16 protein-coding genes are annotated in these 14,660 nt (G+C 72.1%); 10 read left to right on the forward strand and 6 right to left on the reverse strand.

What is annotated here, in order from left to right:
* Positions 1-319: 319 nt before the first annotated feature.
* The 5 genes from GCU69_RS17950 to GCU69_RS17970 all read left to right on the forward strand — a co-directional run bounded on the left by GCU69_RS17950 (position 320) and on the right by GCU69_RS17970 (position 4,733).
* The gene (locus tag GCU69_RS17950; RefSeq protein WP_156206612.1) at positions 320-1,585 is read left to right on the forward strand and encodes an APC family permease; all 1,266 of its coding nucleotides are present in this window, start codon (positions 320-322) and stop codon (positions 1,583-1,585) included.
* A gap of 425 nt (positions 1,586-2,010) precedes the next feature.
* On the forward strand, positions 2,011-2,418 hold the full coding sequence (locus GCU69_RS17955) for an STAS domain-containing protein (RefSeq protein WP_098750766.1): 408 nt from the start codon (positions 2,011-2,013) through the stop codon (positions 2,416-2,418).
* 40 nt (positions 2,419-2,458) lie between these two features.
* Positions 2,459-3,115, forward strand: coding sequence for a response regulator transcription factor (locus tag GCU69_RS17960; RefSeq protein WP_098750767.1), 657 nt, complete (start codon positions 2,459-2,461; stop codon positions 3,113-3,115).
* Complete coding sequence (locus GCU69_RS17965; protein WP_218037948.1) at positions 3,112-4,323, forward strand: PAS domain-containing sensor histidine kinase; 1,212 nt, start codon at positions 3,112-3,114, stop codon at positions 4,321-4,323. Before GCU69_RS17960 ends, GCU69_RS17965 begins: the two co-directional genes overlap by 4 nt.
* Positions 4,320-4,733, forward strand: coding sequence for a response regulator (locus GCU69_RS17970; RefSeq protein ID WP_218037949.1), 414 nt, complete (start codon positions 4,320-4,322; stop codon positions 4,731-4,733). Before GCU69_RS17965 ends, GCU69_RS17970 begins: the two co-directional genes overlap by 4 nt.
* A gap of 238 nt (positions 4,734-4,971) precedes the next feature.
* On the opposite strand, the gene GCU69_RS17975 is transcribed toward GCU69_RS17970, so the two are convergent.
* A complete protein-coding gene (locus GCU69_RS17975; RefSeq protein ID WP_098750768.1) occupies positions 4,972-5,385 on the reverse strand; it encodes an arsenate reductase ArsC in 414 nt (137 codons plus the stop codon).
* Between the two features lie 95 nt (positions 5,386-5,480).
* Between GCU69_RS17975 and GCU69_RS17980 the strand changes: the two genes are divergently transcribed.
* From GCU69_RS17980 to GCU69_RS17990, 3 genes are all read left to right on the forward strand, one after another.
* Positions 5,481-5,795: an ArsR/SmtB family transcription factor gene (locus GCU69_RS17980; RefSeq protein WP_156206613.1), complete on the forward strand. Its 315-nt coding sequence runs from the start codon at positions 5,481-5,483 to the stop codon at positions 5,793-5,795.
* Positions 5,792-6,898, forward strand: a complete 1,107-nt coding sequence (gene arsB / locus GCU69_RS17985) for an ACR3 family arsenite efflux transporter (protein WP_098750770.1) — start codon at positions 5,792-5,794, stop codon at positions 6,896-6,898. Before GCU69_RS17980 ends, arsB begins: the two co-directional genes overlap by 4 nt.
* Positions 6,899-6,988: 90 nt before the next feature.
* Positions 6,989-7,294, forward strand: a complete 306-nt coding sequence (locus GCU69_RS17990) for a hypothetical protein (protein ID WP_156206614.1) — start codon at positions 6,989-6,991, stop codon at positions 7,292-7,294.
* Positions 7,295-7,529: 235 nt separating this feature from the next.
* On the opposite strand, the gene GCU69_RS17995 is transcribed toward GCU69_RS17990, so the two are convergent.
* The 3 genes from GCU69_RS17995 to GCU69_RS18005 form a co-directional block, all read right to left on the reverse strand.
* Positions 7,530-7,883, reverse strand: a complete 354-nt coding sequence (locus GCU69_RS17995) for a hypothetical protein (RefSeq protein ID WP_098750772.1) — start codon at positions 7,881-7,883, stop codon at positions 7,530-7,532.
* 213 nt (positions 7,884-8,096) lie between these two features.
* The gene (locus GCU69_RS18000; RefSeq protein ID WP_098750773.1) at positions 8,097-8,966 is read right to left on the reverse strand and encodes an AraC family transcriptional regulator; all 870 of its coding nucleotides are present in this window, start codon (positions 8,964-8,966) and stop codon (positions 8,097-8,099) included.
* A gap of 215 nt (positions 8,967-9,181) precedes the next feature.
* The gene (locus GCU69_RS18005; protein ID WP_098750774.1) at positions 9,182-10,684 is read right to left on the reverse strand and encodes a SulP family inorganic anion transporter; all 1,503 of its coding nucleotides are present in this window, start codon (positions 10,682-10,684) and stop codon (positions 9,182-9,184) included.
* A 404-nt stretch (positions 10,685-11,088) separates the two neighbouring features.
* Between GCU69_RS18005 and GCU69_RS18010 the strand changes: the two genes are divergently transcribed.
* Positions 11,089-11,508, forward strand: a complete 420-nt coding sequence (locus GCU69_RS18010) for a MerR family transcriptional regulator (protein ID WP_098750775.1) — start codon at positions 11,089-11,091, stop codon at positions 11,506-11,508.
* A gap of 416 nt (positions 11,509-11,924) precedes the next feature.
* Here the strand turns inward: GCU69_RS18010 and GCU69_RS18015 are convergent, their stop codons facing one another.
* Both GCU69_RS18015 and GCU69_RS18020 read right to left on the reverse strand, forming a co-directional pair.
* Positions 11,925-12,443 (reverse strand): RICIN domain-containing protein, encoded by a 519-nt coding sequence (locus GCU69_RS18015; protein WP_170315879.1) that lies wholly within the window; start codon positions 12,441-12,443, stop codon positions 11,925-11,927.
* A gap of 429 nt (positions 12,444-12,872) precedes the next feature.
* Positions 12,873-13,580 carry a B3/B4 domain-containing protein gene (locus GCU69_RS18020; protein ID WP_156206615.1) on the reverse strand — a complete coding sequence of 236 codons (708 nt, stop codon included), beginning with the start codon at positions 13,578-13,580 and terminating at the stop codon, positions 12,873-12,875.
* A 397-nt stretch (positions 13,581-13,977) separates the two neighbouring features.
* Here GCU69_RS18020 and GCU69_RS18025 point away from each other — a divergent pair, with 397 nt between their 5' ends.
* Positions 13,978-14,556 (forward strand): helix-turn-helix domain-containing protein, encoded by a 579-nt coding sequence (locus GCU69_RS18025; RefSeq protein ID WP_156206616.1) that lies wholly within the window; start codon positions 13,978-13,980, stop codon positions 14,554-14,556.
* The last annotated feature ends 104 nt before the right edge of the window (positions 14,557-14,660 follow it).

A 14,660-nucleotide genomic window follows, 5' to 3' on the forward strand; every position in this document is an offset into this window, starting at 1 on the left:
CCTCGGAGGCAACCTCTCGGGAGCGGCCTCTCGGGAGCGGCCCTTCGTGAGCGCGGGGGACTGCGCCCGGAACGCGTGAGGTCCGCGCCCGGAACACGAGAAGTCCGAGCCCGGAACACGAGAGGTCCGCTCCGGGGGCGGGCCCCCGGAGTGCGGGGCCCGCCCCCAGAATAGGTCCGGACGGCCGGGGCCGCCGCGCGAGAACCCGGCACACCGCTTCCGCAGGTCCGCCCCGTGGACCGGCGTACACCGACCCGCCGGGCCCGGTGCCGCGAGGCAGCCGGGGCCGCGCGCCCCGAGGAGACCGAGGAGTGCACCCGTGAGCAAGCCGCCCGCCACCGGGACGCCGGAACCACTGCGCCGCCGGCTGGGGGTGTCCGACGCGGTCGTGATCGGCCTCGGGGCGATGATCGGCGCCGGGATCTTCGCCGCACTCGCACCCGCCGCCCGGGCCGCGGGGACGGCCCTGCTGCCCGCCCTCGCCGTCGCGGCGGTCGTCGCGTACTGCAACGCGACGTCCTCGGCCCGGCTGGCCGCCCGCTACCCGGCCTCCGGCGGCACCTATGTCTACGGCCGCGAGCGGCTCGGCGAGTTCTGGGGCTTCCTCGCCGGCTGGGGCTTCGTCGTCGGCAAGACCGCCTCCTGCGCGGCCATGGCCCTCACGGTCGGCTCGTACGTCTGGCCGGACCAGGCGCACGCGGTCGCGGTGGCCGCCGTGCTGGCGCTGACCGCGCTGAACTACACCGGGGTGCAGAAGTCCGCCTGGCTGGTCCGGGCCGTCGTCGCGGTGGTCCTGGCCGTGCTCGCCGCCGTGGTGGTCGCGGCGCTCACCTCGGGCGCCGCGGACACCGCACGGCTGGGCCTCGGCGGCGACGCGGCGTTCGGCGGGCTGTTGCAGGCGGCGGGCCTGCTGTTCTTCGCCTTCGCCGGTTACGCGCGCGTCGCCACCCTGGGCGAGGAGGTGCGCGACCCCGCCCGCACCATTCCACGCGCCGTCCCGCTCGCCCTGGGCATCACCCTGCTGGTGTACGCGGCGGTCGCGGTCGCGGTGCTGGCCGTGCTCGGCAGTGACGCGCTGGGGCGGGCGTCCGCGCCGCTGGCCGACGCGGTCCGCGCCGCGGGCGTTCCGGCGCTGGTCCCGGTCGTACGCGTCACCGCGGCGATCGCCGCGCTCGGCTCGCTGCTGGCCCTCATCCTGGGTGTCTCGCGCACCACCCTGGCGATGGCGCGGGACCGGCACCTGCCGGGCGCCCTCGCCGCGGTCCACCCCCGGTACCGGGTGCCGCACCGGGCCGAGCTGGCGGTCGGCGCCGTGGTGGCGGTCGTGGCGGCCACGGCGGATCTCCGCGGTGCCATCGGGTTCTCGTCCTTCGGCGTCCTGGCGTACTACGCCGTCGCCAACGCCGCCGCCTGGACGCTCACCCCCGCCGAGGGCCGTCCGGCGCGGGCCGTACCGGTGCTCGGACTGGCCGGCTGCCTGGCCCTCGCGTTCGCGCTGCCGCTCTCCTCGGTGCTCTCCGGGACGGCCGTGCTGGCGGCGGGCGCCTGCTGGTACGGCATCCGCCGGGCGGCTGCCGGGCGGTGACGGGCGCGGGGGCGGACGCGGGACGGCGCGGGGCCGAAGGGCGCTTGCCGGTGACCGCGGCACCGGCCGCACGGGCGGGCTCTCCTGCGGGCTTCCTCCCGCACGGGCGGGGTCTCGTACCGTTTCCTCCCGCACCGGCAGGCTCCCCCGTACGAGCGGGCTCCCGTACGGCTTCCTCCCGTACGGGCCGCGTCGGCCGGGGCGCCGGGCCGAACCCGGGACGGCCGGCCTGCGTCGTCGCGGCCAACGGCCGGGATCACGGACTGTTGACTTCCGGATATAGTGCGGATTCACTAATTGGAGTTGGCTTCCAGTAACTATGTTGAGGTAGAGATGCGACGTCTGCTGATGCATTCCGGGAGTAGCTGTGGTGACCTGCGACGGGGGTGTCCTTTCATTCCCTCGCCCGTCCCGGGGGAGCCGACGTGAGCACCGCGCTGCTGCACACGCGCACGGTCGTCCGGTCGGGTGTGGCGGTGGTCTACCTCTCCGGCGAGCTCGACCTGGACACCGCCCCCGGGGTACGGGCCACGGTCACCCTCTGCCTGGACCGGCGGCCGGAACAGCTCCGCATAGACCTCACGGAAGTCGTCTTCTGCGACTGTGCCGGGCTGAACGCCCTGCTCGGCGCCCGCCTGGCGGCACTGCGGGCCGGCGCGGAGATGTATGTGACCGGCGTCGGAAGCCAGGTGGCCCGCCTGTTCGACCTCTCGGGCGCCGGCAAGGTGCTCGCCTGCCGTGCGGCGGATCCGGCCCCGCCGGACGGCACCGGCGGGGCGGCACAGGAGCCACCGGAACCACCGGCTGTCCCACGGACGCGGCCCCTGCCGTAACCTCTGTTCGCCGATTCCCCGTGACCGAGGATTGTTTTTGATGCCAGAGTCCCCAGCTACCGGTGAACCGATCCGGGTCCTGCTCGTCGAGGACCACGACATGGTGGCCGAGGCACTACGTCTGGCCCTCGACCGATCACCGGACCTGGAGGTCGTCGGACGATCCGGTTCGATGGCGGAGGCCTTCAAGGACGCCGAACGGTACGAACCCGATGTCGTCCTGCTGGACCGCCGGCTGCCGGACGGGGACGGCATCTCCGCCATCGCCCCGCTCCAGGAGGCCCTGCCGCGGGCGCGGGTGCTCGTCCTGGCGGGCGAGGCGACCGCTTCCGTGGCGGCCCGGGTGGCGGAGGCGGGCGGGGCCGGGCTGGTGCTCAAGGCCTCCGGGCTGGAGGAGTTGGAGGACGCGGTGCGCCGGGTGGGCCGGGGCGAGGTCGTGTTCAGCCGGGAACTGCTGGGCGGCGTCCTGGACCGGCTGACCGGCCGCACCCGGGGCATCGGTGCCGCGCTGACCCCGCGGGAGCGGGAGACCCTGCACCTGCTCGGCGAGGGGCTCAGCACCGCAGAGATCAGCAAACGGCTGGGGGTGGCCGTGAACACCACGCGGAACCACATCCACCGCGTACTGGAGAAGCTCGGAGCCCGCTCCCAGCTGGAAGCCGTCACGATCGCACGCCGGGAAGGACTCCTCGATTGACAGCGCCGCAGGACTCCTCCGGAACCGGCCGCCCGGCCAGACGCCAGGCCTCGGAGACGGCCTTCACCCTCCTGGTCCAGGGAGTGCTGGACTACGGCATCTTCATGCTCGACCCGGGCGGGCACATCAGCAGCTGGAACGCGGGGGCGGAACGCATCAAGGGATACCGCGCCGACGAGATCATCGGCCGGCACTTCTCGACCTTCTACCCGCCGGAGGACGTCGCCGCGCAGAAGCCGCAGCGCGAGCTGGAGACCGCGGTGGCCGAGGGACGGCTCGAGGACGAGGGCTGGCGGATCCGCAAGGACGGATCGCGGTTCTGGGCGAACGTCGTCATCACCGCCCTGTTCGACGAGGACGGCGTACTGCGCGGCTTCGGCAAGGTCACCCGTGACATGACCGAACGGCGCGCCGCGGAACAGGCGCTCACCGAGCACCGGCGGCTGTTCGAGCATCTGGTACGAGGCCAGGAGCAGGAGCGCCAGCGGATCGCCTGGGACGTCCACGACGACACCATCCAGTCGATGGTGGCCGTCGGCATGCGCCTCCAACTGCTGGCCGGCCGGATGCCGGAGCCGTACGCCGCCGAACTGGCCCAGCTCGACCACACCGTGCGCGACGCCGTCACCCGGCTGCGGAACCTGACCTTCCGTCTGCATCCGCCGGGCATCGACCGGCACGGTCTGGTCGAGGCATTGACCAGCCATCTGAGCGATGTGGTGGAATCATGGGGGCTCACGCACTCGTTCGAGCACCGCATCGACCGTGAGCCGTCGCCCGAACGGGCCGTCACGATCTTCCGGATCGTCCAGGAGGCGCTGCTGAACGTCCACAAGCACGCGAACGCGAGCAGGGTCGCACTGAGCCTGGAATCGGTCGACAACGGCCTGCTCACCCGTGTCAAGGACGACGGAAACGGCCGGCCCCTCGACCCCACGGCCTACCACGGGCACTTCGGCGTCATGGAGATGCGCGAACGGGCCGAGTCGGCGGGCGGCTGGTGGTCCCTGCGCAGCGAGCCGGGCGCCGGGACGACGGTGGAGTTCTGGGTGCCGGACCTGCCGTCCACCTCCGAGGACGACGTGCCCACACCCGGTCCGGCCGGGGACGGCGCGTCCCCCGACGCCGCGGCCGGTGACGGCACATCCCCGCCCGCCGCGACCGGGGACGGTGCTTCCCCCTCCCCGGCCGAGGAGGAGGGACCGTGACCGCGGAGGCATCCGGCCCGAAGGCCCCTCCCCGGCAGTTGGACGTCATGATCTGCGACGACAACATCATGCTGCTGGAGGTGCTGCGCGAGGTCGTGGAGTCCGAGCCGGACATGACGGTCGTCGCCACGGCGCAGAACGCCGAGGAAGCCATACGGCTCGCCGGCCGCCACACACCGGACCTCGCGGTCCTGGACGTCCGCTTCCCAGGCGGCGGCCCGTACGCCGCGCGTGAGATAGCCCGCCGGTCACCGAGAACCGGGATCCTGGCCTTCTCCGCGCACGGCGACAGCGGCGCGGTCGGGGAGATGCGGCACGCCGGAGTGACGGAGTACCTGGTCAAGGGCGCGACCAACAGGGAGTTCCTGACGGCCCTGCGGCGACTGGGCGGCAGGCTCCCGAAGTCCTGAGAGCGGCGGCGGGGCGGCTTCCCGGAGTCCTGGAAATCCCGGGAGCGCCGACCACCGGCGGCGGCCCGGAGTCCCGGGACGCGGCCGGGAGCGGCGCCCGGAGGGCCGGGGAGCCGCCGGAGGGCTGAGAGCGACCGGAAGGCCGGAGGCGGTCGGCGGCGGGCCGGAAAGCCCCGGCCGGCAGGCCGCCGGGGGGGGGCGTCCGGGGCGTGCCCCGGACCGGCGCGGGCCCTGCCGGTCAGCCGGCGGGGGCCGGTGCGATCTCCGCGATCAACGTCTCGACCCGCGTCCTGATCGCGTCGCGGATCGGCCGGACGGCCGCGACGCCCTGCCCGGCCGGGTCCTCCAACCGCCAGTCCAGGTAACGCTTGCCGGGGAACACCGGGCAGGCGTCGCCGCAGCCCATCGTGATGACGACGTCGGAGGCACGGACGGCGTCCGTGGTGAGCACCTTGGGGATCTCGGCGGACATGTCGACGCCGGCTTCGCGCATGGCCTCGACAGCGGCCGGATTGACCCGGTCCGCCGGCTGCGAACCGGCGGAGCGCACCTCGACACGGTCTCCGGCGAGGTGAGTGAGCCAGGCGGCGGCCATCTGCGAGCGGCCGGCGTTGTGCACACAGACGAAGAGCACGGAGGGCTTGTCGGTCATCTCGGGTTCTCTCTGCCTCACGGGAGCGGGGCGGCGGCGACCGTCCCGTCACCGCCTGCTGGCGTCAGCCGACGCTGATATGACAGTATCAGCCCATGCTGACGTCAGTCGAGGCTGAACTCATCCGGGTGCTGGCCGACCCGCTCAGGCTGAAGATCGTGACCCTGCTCGCGCACGAGACGCTGTGCACCACGCACCTGGTCGAGGAGACCGGTGCGCGGCAGACGAACCTCTCCAACCATCTGCGAGTGCTGCGCGAGGCCGGGGTCGTCGACACCGAGCCGTGCGGCCGCTACACCTACTACCGGCTGCGACCCGACGTCATCGAGGCGCTGGCCGGCTCCTTCGCCGAGCTGGCCGCCACCGCACGCACCACGATCGCCGCCGACACGAAGAGGGCCTGTCCGTGACCCCCACCGCCCCGACCGCGACGAGCGAGAACACCTCGGTCGCCGCCAAGCTCTCCACCCTCGACCGCTTCCTCGCGGTCTGGATCCTGCTCGCGATGGCGGCCGGCCTGGGCCTGGGACGGCTCGTTCCCGGAATGAACGATGTGCTGGCGGCGGTCGAGATCGGCGGCATCTCGCTGCCCATCGCCCTCGGGCTGCTGGTCATGATGTATCCGGTGCTGGCGAAGGTCCGTTACGACAGGCTCGACGCGGTCACCGGCGACCGGAAGCTCATGGTCTCCTCGCTGGTGGTCAACTGGATCGCCGGACCGGCCGTGATGTTCGCCCTCGCCTGGATCTTCCTCCCCGACCTGCCCGAGTACCGCACCGGCCTGATCATCGTCGGCCTGGCCCGCTGCATCGCCATGGTCGTCATCTGGAACGACCTGGCCTGCGGGGACCGCGAGGCCGCCGCCGTCCTCGTCGCCCTGAACTCCGTCTTCCAGGTCATCGCCTTCGGCCTGCTCGGCTGGTTCTACCTCGACCTGCTCCCCGGCTGGCTGGGCCTCGGCCGGGGCGAACGCCTGGACATCTCCATGTGGGAGATCGCCCTCAACGTCGTCATCTTCCTCGGCGTCCCGCTGCTCGCCGGCTTCCTCACCCGGCGCCTGGGCGAGAAGAAGCTGGGCCGCGCGCGGTACGAGCAGGGCTTCCTGCCGAAGATCGGCCCCTGGGCGCTCTACGGCCTGCTGTTCACCATCGTCATCCTCTTCGCCCTCCAGGGAAAGACGATCACCTCGCAGCCTTGGGACGTGGCCCGCATCGCGCTGCCGCTGCTGGTCTACTTCGCGCTGATGTGGTTCGGCACCTTCGCCCTCGGCAAGGCCGTCGGCCTCGCCTACGACCGCACCGCGACCCTCGCCTTCACCGCCGCGGGCAACAACTTCGAGCTGGCCATCGCCGTCGCCATCGCCACCTTCGGTGTCACCAGCGGCCAGGCCCTGTCCGGCGTCGTCGGCCCGCTCATCGAGGTTCCCGTCCTCATCGCCCTGGTCTACGTCTCGTTGGCCTGGCGCGGGCGGTTCGGCGGCCGGCAGCCGGCGGCGGTCCCGCAGGAGAGCTGACGCCCGGCAGCGGGACGCGGGGCGTCCGCCGGTCCGGCGGGGGCCGCCGCGCCAGGTGTGGCCGGCGCCTGCCGGGGAAACCGGTGCCGCATGCCGGTGCGGAAGCAGTATCGAGTGGCGGCCTCGGGCCAGTGGCGGGACACGGAGGACGGGCGCAGGCTCCCCGCGGGCGAGGTGCACGCGTGGGAGCAGGGCAGGAACGAGACCGTGTGCGGCCTGTCGCTCGACAAGTCCCGTCTCGGGCGGTTCGCCCACGTTCCGTGGACGGACGCCCTGCCCGAGTCGGGCGGCGCCGCCGACCGGGTGCGACGGGTCTGCCCGCGCTGCGCGTCGGCCGCCGGGCGCCGCGGCACGGACGCCCGTCCGCGCTGGCACCGGGAGAACCCCCGGCCGTGACCCGGCGACCGGCCGCGGGCGGAGCGGCGCCGCGCACCGTCCAGCCGGCCGCCGGCCCCGCGGAGTCCCGGCCCGCGAGTGACCGGTTTCCACCGTGAACCCCGATGTCGTACGACACTGGCACGGGCGCGAGGCGTACGACTTCTCCGGCCTGGTCTTCGACGGCCCCCCGCCCCGACCGCGCCGTTGGCAGGGGCCCCTCCCGGCCGTACAGCGCCGCTGGATCGCGGGATTGCTAGTAGTACGTCTCGATCCAGCCGTCGTAGACCCAGCCGCACCAGTCGTTCGTGCGGTCGGAGTACTGCACCTTGATCCACAAGTTGTCGTACTTGTTGGTGTGGAGCCCGTAAATGGCCATCGTGGTGCCGCGGGGGACGGACTTCAGCGTGGCGGACGAGCTGTAGTAGGTCTCCTTGATGGCGACCGTCTCGTTGAGTGCCCTGGCCCGCAGGTCGAGCGGGTCACCGGGGCACATGCCCTGGACGGTGACGGGCCCCTCGGGGACCGCCACGGCGGGTGCCGCCCCCATGGTGCCGACCATGACCGCGGAGGCGGCTGCCACGCCGAACAGCCGATGAAGCTTGCCCATCGAGTAACCTCTCATTCCCCTGGATCGACCGTCCGGCCGCGGCTGCCGTGCCGCGGCCGGACGTCGCGGTGCGTCCTGAAAGGACTTCACCCGCGACCTTCTCCGTCGAGATGCGCCCGGCCACCATGACGGGCTGCACCGGGGGAAGGAACCTATGACCTCGCAGGGTCACTTCATCGCGTTCCGCGGTTGCGGGTGCGGTCCCGCCGTGTGTCACGCCGGTTCGACGGGCAGCCACAGCTCGCAGGTCGCCGTGCTGAAGTCGTCCGCGCGTTCCAGGACCGTGACGATCGACGGCCCCGGCCGCAGCCGCCACGGGTTGGACGGGAACCACTCGGTCGCGGTCGCGGCCCAGGTCGTCTGCAGGGCCTGCGGATGCGGTCCGGCGCTGCGGAAGGCCGCCCAGGTGCCGGCCGGTACCTCGATGGCGTCGAGATCGGCGGGGACCGGCGTGTCCCGGGAGACGGCGACCCCGTGCAGATAGGTCAGTTCGCTGCCCTCCGTGCCGTCGGGGGCGAGGTCGTCGCAGACTTGCAGCAGACCCCCCGGTTCGGTGTCGCTGAGGGCTTTCAGCCGGCCGTGCTCCTCCTGCGGCAGTGCGGCGATGTGCTGCTGGATGTGCGGGTTGACCCCCTGGTGGATCAGGGGGACCCGGGCTGCGTGTCCGACCAGCCGGAAGGCGGGGCGTTCGATGAGGCGGGTGTCCATGGGACTGCTCCCTTCGACGGTCAGGCGGAACCTGAGCTGCGGTTGCGTACGCAGGGGGCCTCCGGCGCGGCGTACGTCACCGGGACCGGCACCGTGCACCGCGCGGAACGCCCGGCCGAACGCCTCGGTCGAGCCGTATCCGTGCCGGACTGCGATGCTCAGCAGATCCTCCTCGCCCCGTACGACGTCACCGGCGGCGACGGTCATGCGCCGTCGGCGCACGTACTCCGACAGCGGCATGCCGGCCAGCGAGGAGAACATCCGGCGCAAGTGGTATTCGGTCGTGCCGAGCGCGCCCGCCAAGCCGTGCACGTCGAGTTCCTCGGTGAGGTGCTCCTCCACGAGATCGACGAGCTGGTTGAGTGCCGAGATCACGAGGCCTCCTTTCGCCGTCAACCCTGGCAGGGCGCACCCCGGGCGCACCCGATCACCGCGGACCGGTCCGATCGGATGCCCGGACCGGCGGGAGCCGCCGGCCCGCGGCCGGCGGCTCGAACCGTACGGCCCTGTCCGCCGGACGCGGGCCGGCCGGTACCGCGGGTGGGTCGCGGCGGTTCGCGGCGGTTCGCGGCGGTTCGCGGCCGGTGACGTCAGTGGCTGCCGGTCAGCTGTCCGGCCAGGCGTTGGTGCATGTCCGCGCTGGACTGGTTGAGGCCGACGATGGTGACCTTCTTGCCGCGCTGGGCGTACTTGGTCTCGATGGCGTCGAGGGCGGCGACGGTGGAGGCGTCCCAGATGTGGGCGTCGGTGAGGTCGATGACGACGTCGTCGGGGTCGTCCCGGTAGTCGAACTGGTGGACCAGGTCGTTGGAGGAGGCGAAGAACAGCTCGCCGGTGACCGCGTAGACGACCTGGTTGCCGTCGGGGTCGACGACACCGGAGACATTGACCATGTGCGCGACGCGCTTGGCGAAGATCACCATCGCGGTGATGCAGCCCACGACGACGCCGATGGCCAGGTTGTGGGTCGCGACGACGCAGGCCACGGTGACCAGCATGACGATCATCTCCCCGGCCGGCATCCGCCTGACGGTCTTCGGCGCGATGGAGTGCCAGTCGAACGTGGCCACCGACACCATGATCATCACAGCGACCAGAGCCGCCATCGGGATGTCCGAGACCACCGGCCCGAAGATCACGACCAGCACGATCAGGAACGAGCCCGCCAGGAAGGTGGACAGCCGCGTCCGCGCTCCCGACACCCGCACGTTGATCATGGTCTGGCCGATCATCGCGCAGCCGCCCATGCCGCCGAAGAAGCCGGTGACGATATTGGCCACGCCCTGGCCGAGGGACTCACGGGTCTTGCCCGAGTGCGTGTCGGTGATGTCGTCGACCAGCTTCGCCGTCATCAGCGACTCCATCAGGCCCACCAGCGCGAAGGCGAAGGCGTACGGGGCAATGGTGGCCAGCGTCTCCAGGGTGAAGGGGACGTCGGGCAGGCCCGGCACCGGCAGCGAGGACGGCAGTTCGCCCTTGTCACCCACCGTCGGCACCGCGATCCCGGCCGCCACGGTGATCACGGTCAGGGCGACGATGGACACCAGCGGGGCCGGGACCACCCTGGTGACCTTGGGGAAGAACACCATCAGCGCCAGACCGGCGGCGATGAGCGGATAGACGGCCCAGGGCACGTCGCGCATCTCCGGAACCTGCGCCATGAAGATGAGAACGGCGAGGGCGTTGACGAAGCCGACCATGACGCTGCGCGGCACGAACCGCATCAGCTTGGCCACCCCCAGCGCGCCCAGAATCACCTGGAAGACGCCGCCGAGGATGACGGCGGCGACCAGATACCCCAGCCCGTGCTCATGGTTCAGCGGGGCGATGACCAGGGCGATGGCACCGGTCGCGGCGGAGATCATCGCCTTGCGGCCGCCCACGACCGAGATGACCACGGCCATGGTGAACGAGGCGAAGAGGCCCACGGCCGGGTCGACCCCGGCGATGATCGAGAACGAGATCGCCTCGGGAATCAGCGCCAGGGCGACGACCAGACCGGCCAGCACCTCGGTACGGAAGACCTTCACAGAGGCGAGCCAGTCGGGCCTGGACATGCGAAGCCCGGGGAGTGCGGACAGCGGAGAGGACATGCAACCGTTTCTGTTCGGGCGGACGGCGCCCCCTGGGGGTGTCCGCGACGTTCTGATTCCGCGCACGGAAGAAGCGGAACCCCTCGGCGGCCCGGCCACATCAGCGGGGCCCGGCCGGTCTGCACGGCAGCCTTCCGCTGCCTGTCGGGCATCATGGCCCGGAAGTCTTCGGATGCCACCGGGGCCCCGCGGGGCCCGCGTCATGGCGGTTCACCGGTGCGCGGCAGCACACGGCCGCAGCGGTCAACACGGAGAAATACTACCCTGACGTAAGGGCAGAGTGCGACGTGCGGCATACGAAGTGCAGGCGAACACCCGCCAAGATCCTGTGATTCATCTCACGTAGGCTGCATTGCCTTACGGTTTCAAGAACTGCGGGAAACGACGAAGGGGACCATGGGGAGATGACGGATCAGCGGCGGATGCAGATCGGCGAGGTGGCCGAGCGGACCGGATTGTCGCTGCGCACGATCCGCCACTACGAGGAAGTGGGACTGGTCATCCCCTCGGCCCGCAGCAAGGGCGGCTTCCGGCTCTACACGGAGACCGACGTCGAGCGCCTGATGGTGATCCGGCGGATGAAGCCGCTGGACTTCTCGCTGGAGGAGATGCGGGATCTGCTGGACATCACCGACCGGCTGGCCGGCACCGGCGAGCAGCCCGCCGACGAGGAACGCGAGCGCCTGCGCGAACGGCTGGACTCCTACCGCGAGGTGGCCGACGCCCGCTGCGAAACCCTGCGGGCCCGGCTGGAGATGGCCGAGGACTTCGCCGCCACACTGCGCCGCCACCTGCCGGCGGACACCCGGCCGCGCCGCCACTGACGAACGGCCGGGCCGCCGGCGGGCCCGGGCGGTGACGGGATCCGGGCGGTGACGTGATGTGGGCGGTGACGGGATCCGGACGGTGACGGCCCGGCCGTCGGCCACGGTTCGCAGGGCCCGGCAGACTGCCGGGCCCTCCCCCGCGGCCGGACGAACCACCCGGCGTCCCGGCAGGCACGCCGCCGGACGCCGAGCCCGCGGGTCGTGCCCGTGACGGGAACCGCCGGGAGCGGCGCGCACACCGCCGGGCTGCCGTCGGCGGCGCCCGGCAGGGGATTCCGCCTGGTGCCGGCCCTGCCCGGCCGTGTGGCGCGTGTCGACGCCGCGCGAGGCACGGGACCGCGGTGCGCCGCGCGAAGTACGGGACCGCGGTGGGGTGCCCGTCCGCCGCGCGGCGTCTGATCACGGCCGGCGGCTCAGAGGAGGCGCCATTCCTGGTACGGCCGGTCGGCGGCGCACGTCTGCTGGACCACGCCGGCTCCGTCGTAGATGTTCCCCGCGGTGACTTCGAGGCACTTGCCGCTGTGCCGGGCGACGAGCGTGAAGTAGCCGTTGGGGCGCTGGACGAGGCGCCACTCCTGGTTGGGCGTGGTGTAGCACCGCCACTGGTGGACGGTCCCCCCGTCGGCGACGCTCGCCTCCGCCACGTCGAGGCACTTGTCGCTGTGATCGGCGCTCACGGTGTAGTAGCCGTCGCCCACCGAGGTGAAGTTCCAGTTCTGGTTGGCGGTGCTGTAGCACCGCCACTGCTGGACGAAAGCCCCGTCGGCCGTGCTCGCGTTCGCCACGTCGAGGCACTTTCCGCTGTGGTGGGTCTGCAGCTTGGTGTTGAACGGGCCGGCGCTCGCCGGAGCGGCCGATCCGGCGGCCAGCATCGCCCCGCTGAGTGCGAGGACGGACAGGGCTGCGGTGAATGCTCGTCTGGGCTTCCTCACGGTGACCTCCCTTGTCGAGCCGCCCTTTTGGGCGGACTGAACGGTCACCGTTGTACTGCGGATAATTCGACGCGTGCACAGCACATGAATGATTGGCATTGTGTTGCCATAGCACTACCGGGCGAATGTGCGAACACCGTACCCGGCATTACGGCGCACTCGGCGAACCCGCAGGTCGCCCGCGCCGTAGCAGAGGAACAAAAAACATCGGTTGCGCAAGATGACCATGAGGGGGACAGCCTCTTCTGAGCATCGTGGTGCGTCGATCCGCGCCCCGGAATCCGCGTTCGCCCGGCTGCCCCCTTTCCGGAATCAGAAATCGAAAAGGCACCTCCCTGTCCGCCGCGTCCGCGGCACGGCAGTCAAGTTCGTGTCGCGTTCGACCGCCGGGCCGGGCCGGAGCGGTACCGGCCGGGCGGTCAGCGGGATTCACACCGTGGTCTGCGGCTGGGCCGCACCGAGGTAGTGCACGGCCGTCCGGCCGGCTTGCCCGGTGAGCAGTTCCCGCAGCTCGTCGGCGGCGGTTTCGAGGATCCGGCCGTCGCGGGCGGCGTGGAGGGTTTCGAGGACGAAGGCGACGCGGGCGGAGTCCTCGGTGACCCGGGTGCGGTGGGCGTCGCGGTGGTTCCAGTGGCGGGTGAGGACACCGCTGGTGTCGGCGTAGACGACCTCGCCGGGCTTGGGGTTCTCGATGGTGCCGGGCTCGCCGAGCGGGGTGAACTCCTCGGTGCCGTCGGCGTGGCGGATGTCGATGTCGCCGGTCACATGGTCCAGGTCGAAGGCACCGGCGGGCAGACCGTGGCGGACGGAGACGGCGTTGTAGGTGTCGACGGCCGGATTGATCCGCGGCAGGCTGCCCTTCTTGGCGAGGCGGCGCCCGAGCGCGTCGACGCTGGGGCGGACGCGGCGGGGGTTGGTGCCGAAGGAACGGTAGGCGGTGTGCCAGGCCTCGACGCGCGGGTCGCGCTCGTCGGCGGGCTGCCACACGCCGTCGGCGAACTGCCGCTCCAGCGACTCCAGGGCGGCAGCGGTGTCCGGCCACGGCTCGTGGCCACGCAGTCCGGTGGCGGTGACCACGGCGATGAGGGTGTCGGGGAAGGCGTCCGCGACGGCGGGAGCGAGCCGGAAGGCGGTCATGGGAGAGGATTTCCGTTTCTGCCTGCGTACGGGGTGTGGTTCAGGGCTTCCGGGGCCGACGCGGTCCGGCCGCCGGCGCTGTTGCCGCAACCCCGGAGACGGGGCGGGGCCCGCGGTCATCGCGGTCCGCGGCACCCGGGCCTTCGTCACGGCCCGCGGCATTCCGGTCTTTCGGGCGCCGAGACGACCGGGACGACCGAAGAGGCCGAGGTGGTCGAGGAGGCCGGCGCACCCGCGAGCGAGGCCGCCGCCCGGGCCGGCAGCGGAACAATCACCGTTCGCACATCCCGTACGATGTCAATGGAACGACCAAACCGTACAGCGAACCGACCAAGCCCTGTCAACCAAACGACCGGGCGGTACATCGGAGTGGTCCAGCCGCGAGGAGGGTGATCGGATGGCCGGGGCAGAGCGCGCCCTGCGGACGCTCGCGCACAACGTCAGAGCGGCCCGCACCCGCGCCGGCCTGACCCTGGACGAACTCGGCAGGCGCGCCAAGGTGAGCAAGGGTGCCCTGGTGGGGCTGGAGAAGGCGCAGGGCAATCCGAACTTCGCCACCCTGGTCCGGCTGGCCGACACCCTCGGTGTCTCCGTCTCCGCCCTGCTGGAAGGCCCGGCCGAGGGCCGCGTCCGCGTCGTGACCGCCGACGCCGTCGCGCCGCTGTGGACCGGCGCGCAGGGCAGCGAGGCCCGGCTCGTGCTGACGACCACGGGCCCGGCGCCCACCGAGGTCTGGCGCTGGGCACTGGAGCCGGGCGAGGAGTATCCCAGCCATCCCCATCAGGCCGGAGTCGTCGAGACCGTCAGCGTCGTCTCCGGCCGCATGGCCCTGACCGTCGACGGCGCCGAGTACATCGTCGAAGCCGGGCAGACCGCCACGTTCGACGGCGACGCTCCCCACGCCTACCGGGGCGCGGGCACCGGAACCTGCCGGCTCGTCATGACGGTGCACCTGCCGCCCGCCTCGGCGACCTGACCCGCAGAGTCACGGCACCCGACGGCTGCGGGCGGGCGGCCGGGACGGCCGGAGGCCGGTGCCTGCCGCTGACTGCCGGTGCCTGCCGGTGCCTGCGGTAGCGC

The sequence above is a fragment of the Streptomyces lycii genome (genome assembly GCF_009735685.1).
GTDB lineage: Bacteria > Actinomycetota > Actinomycetes > Streptomycetales > Streptomycetaceae > Streptomyces > Streptomyces lycii.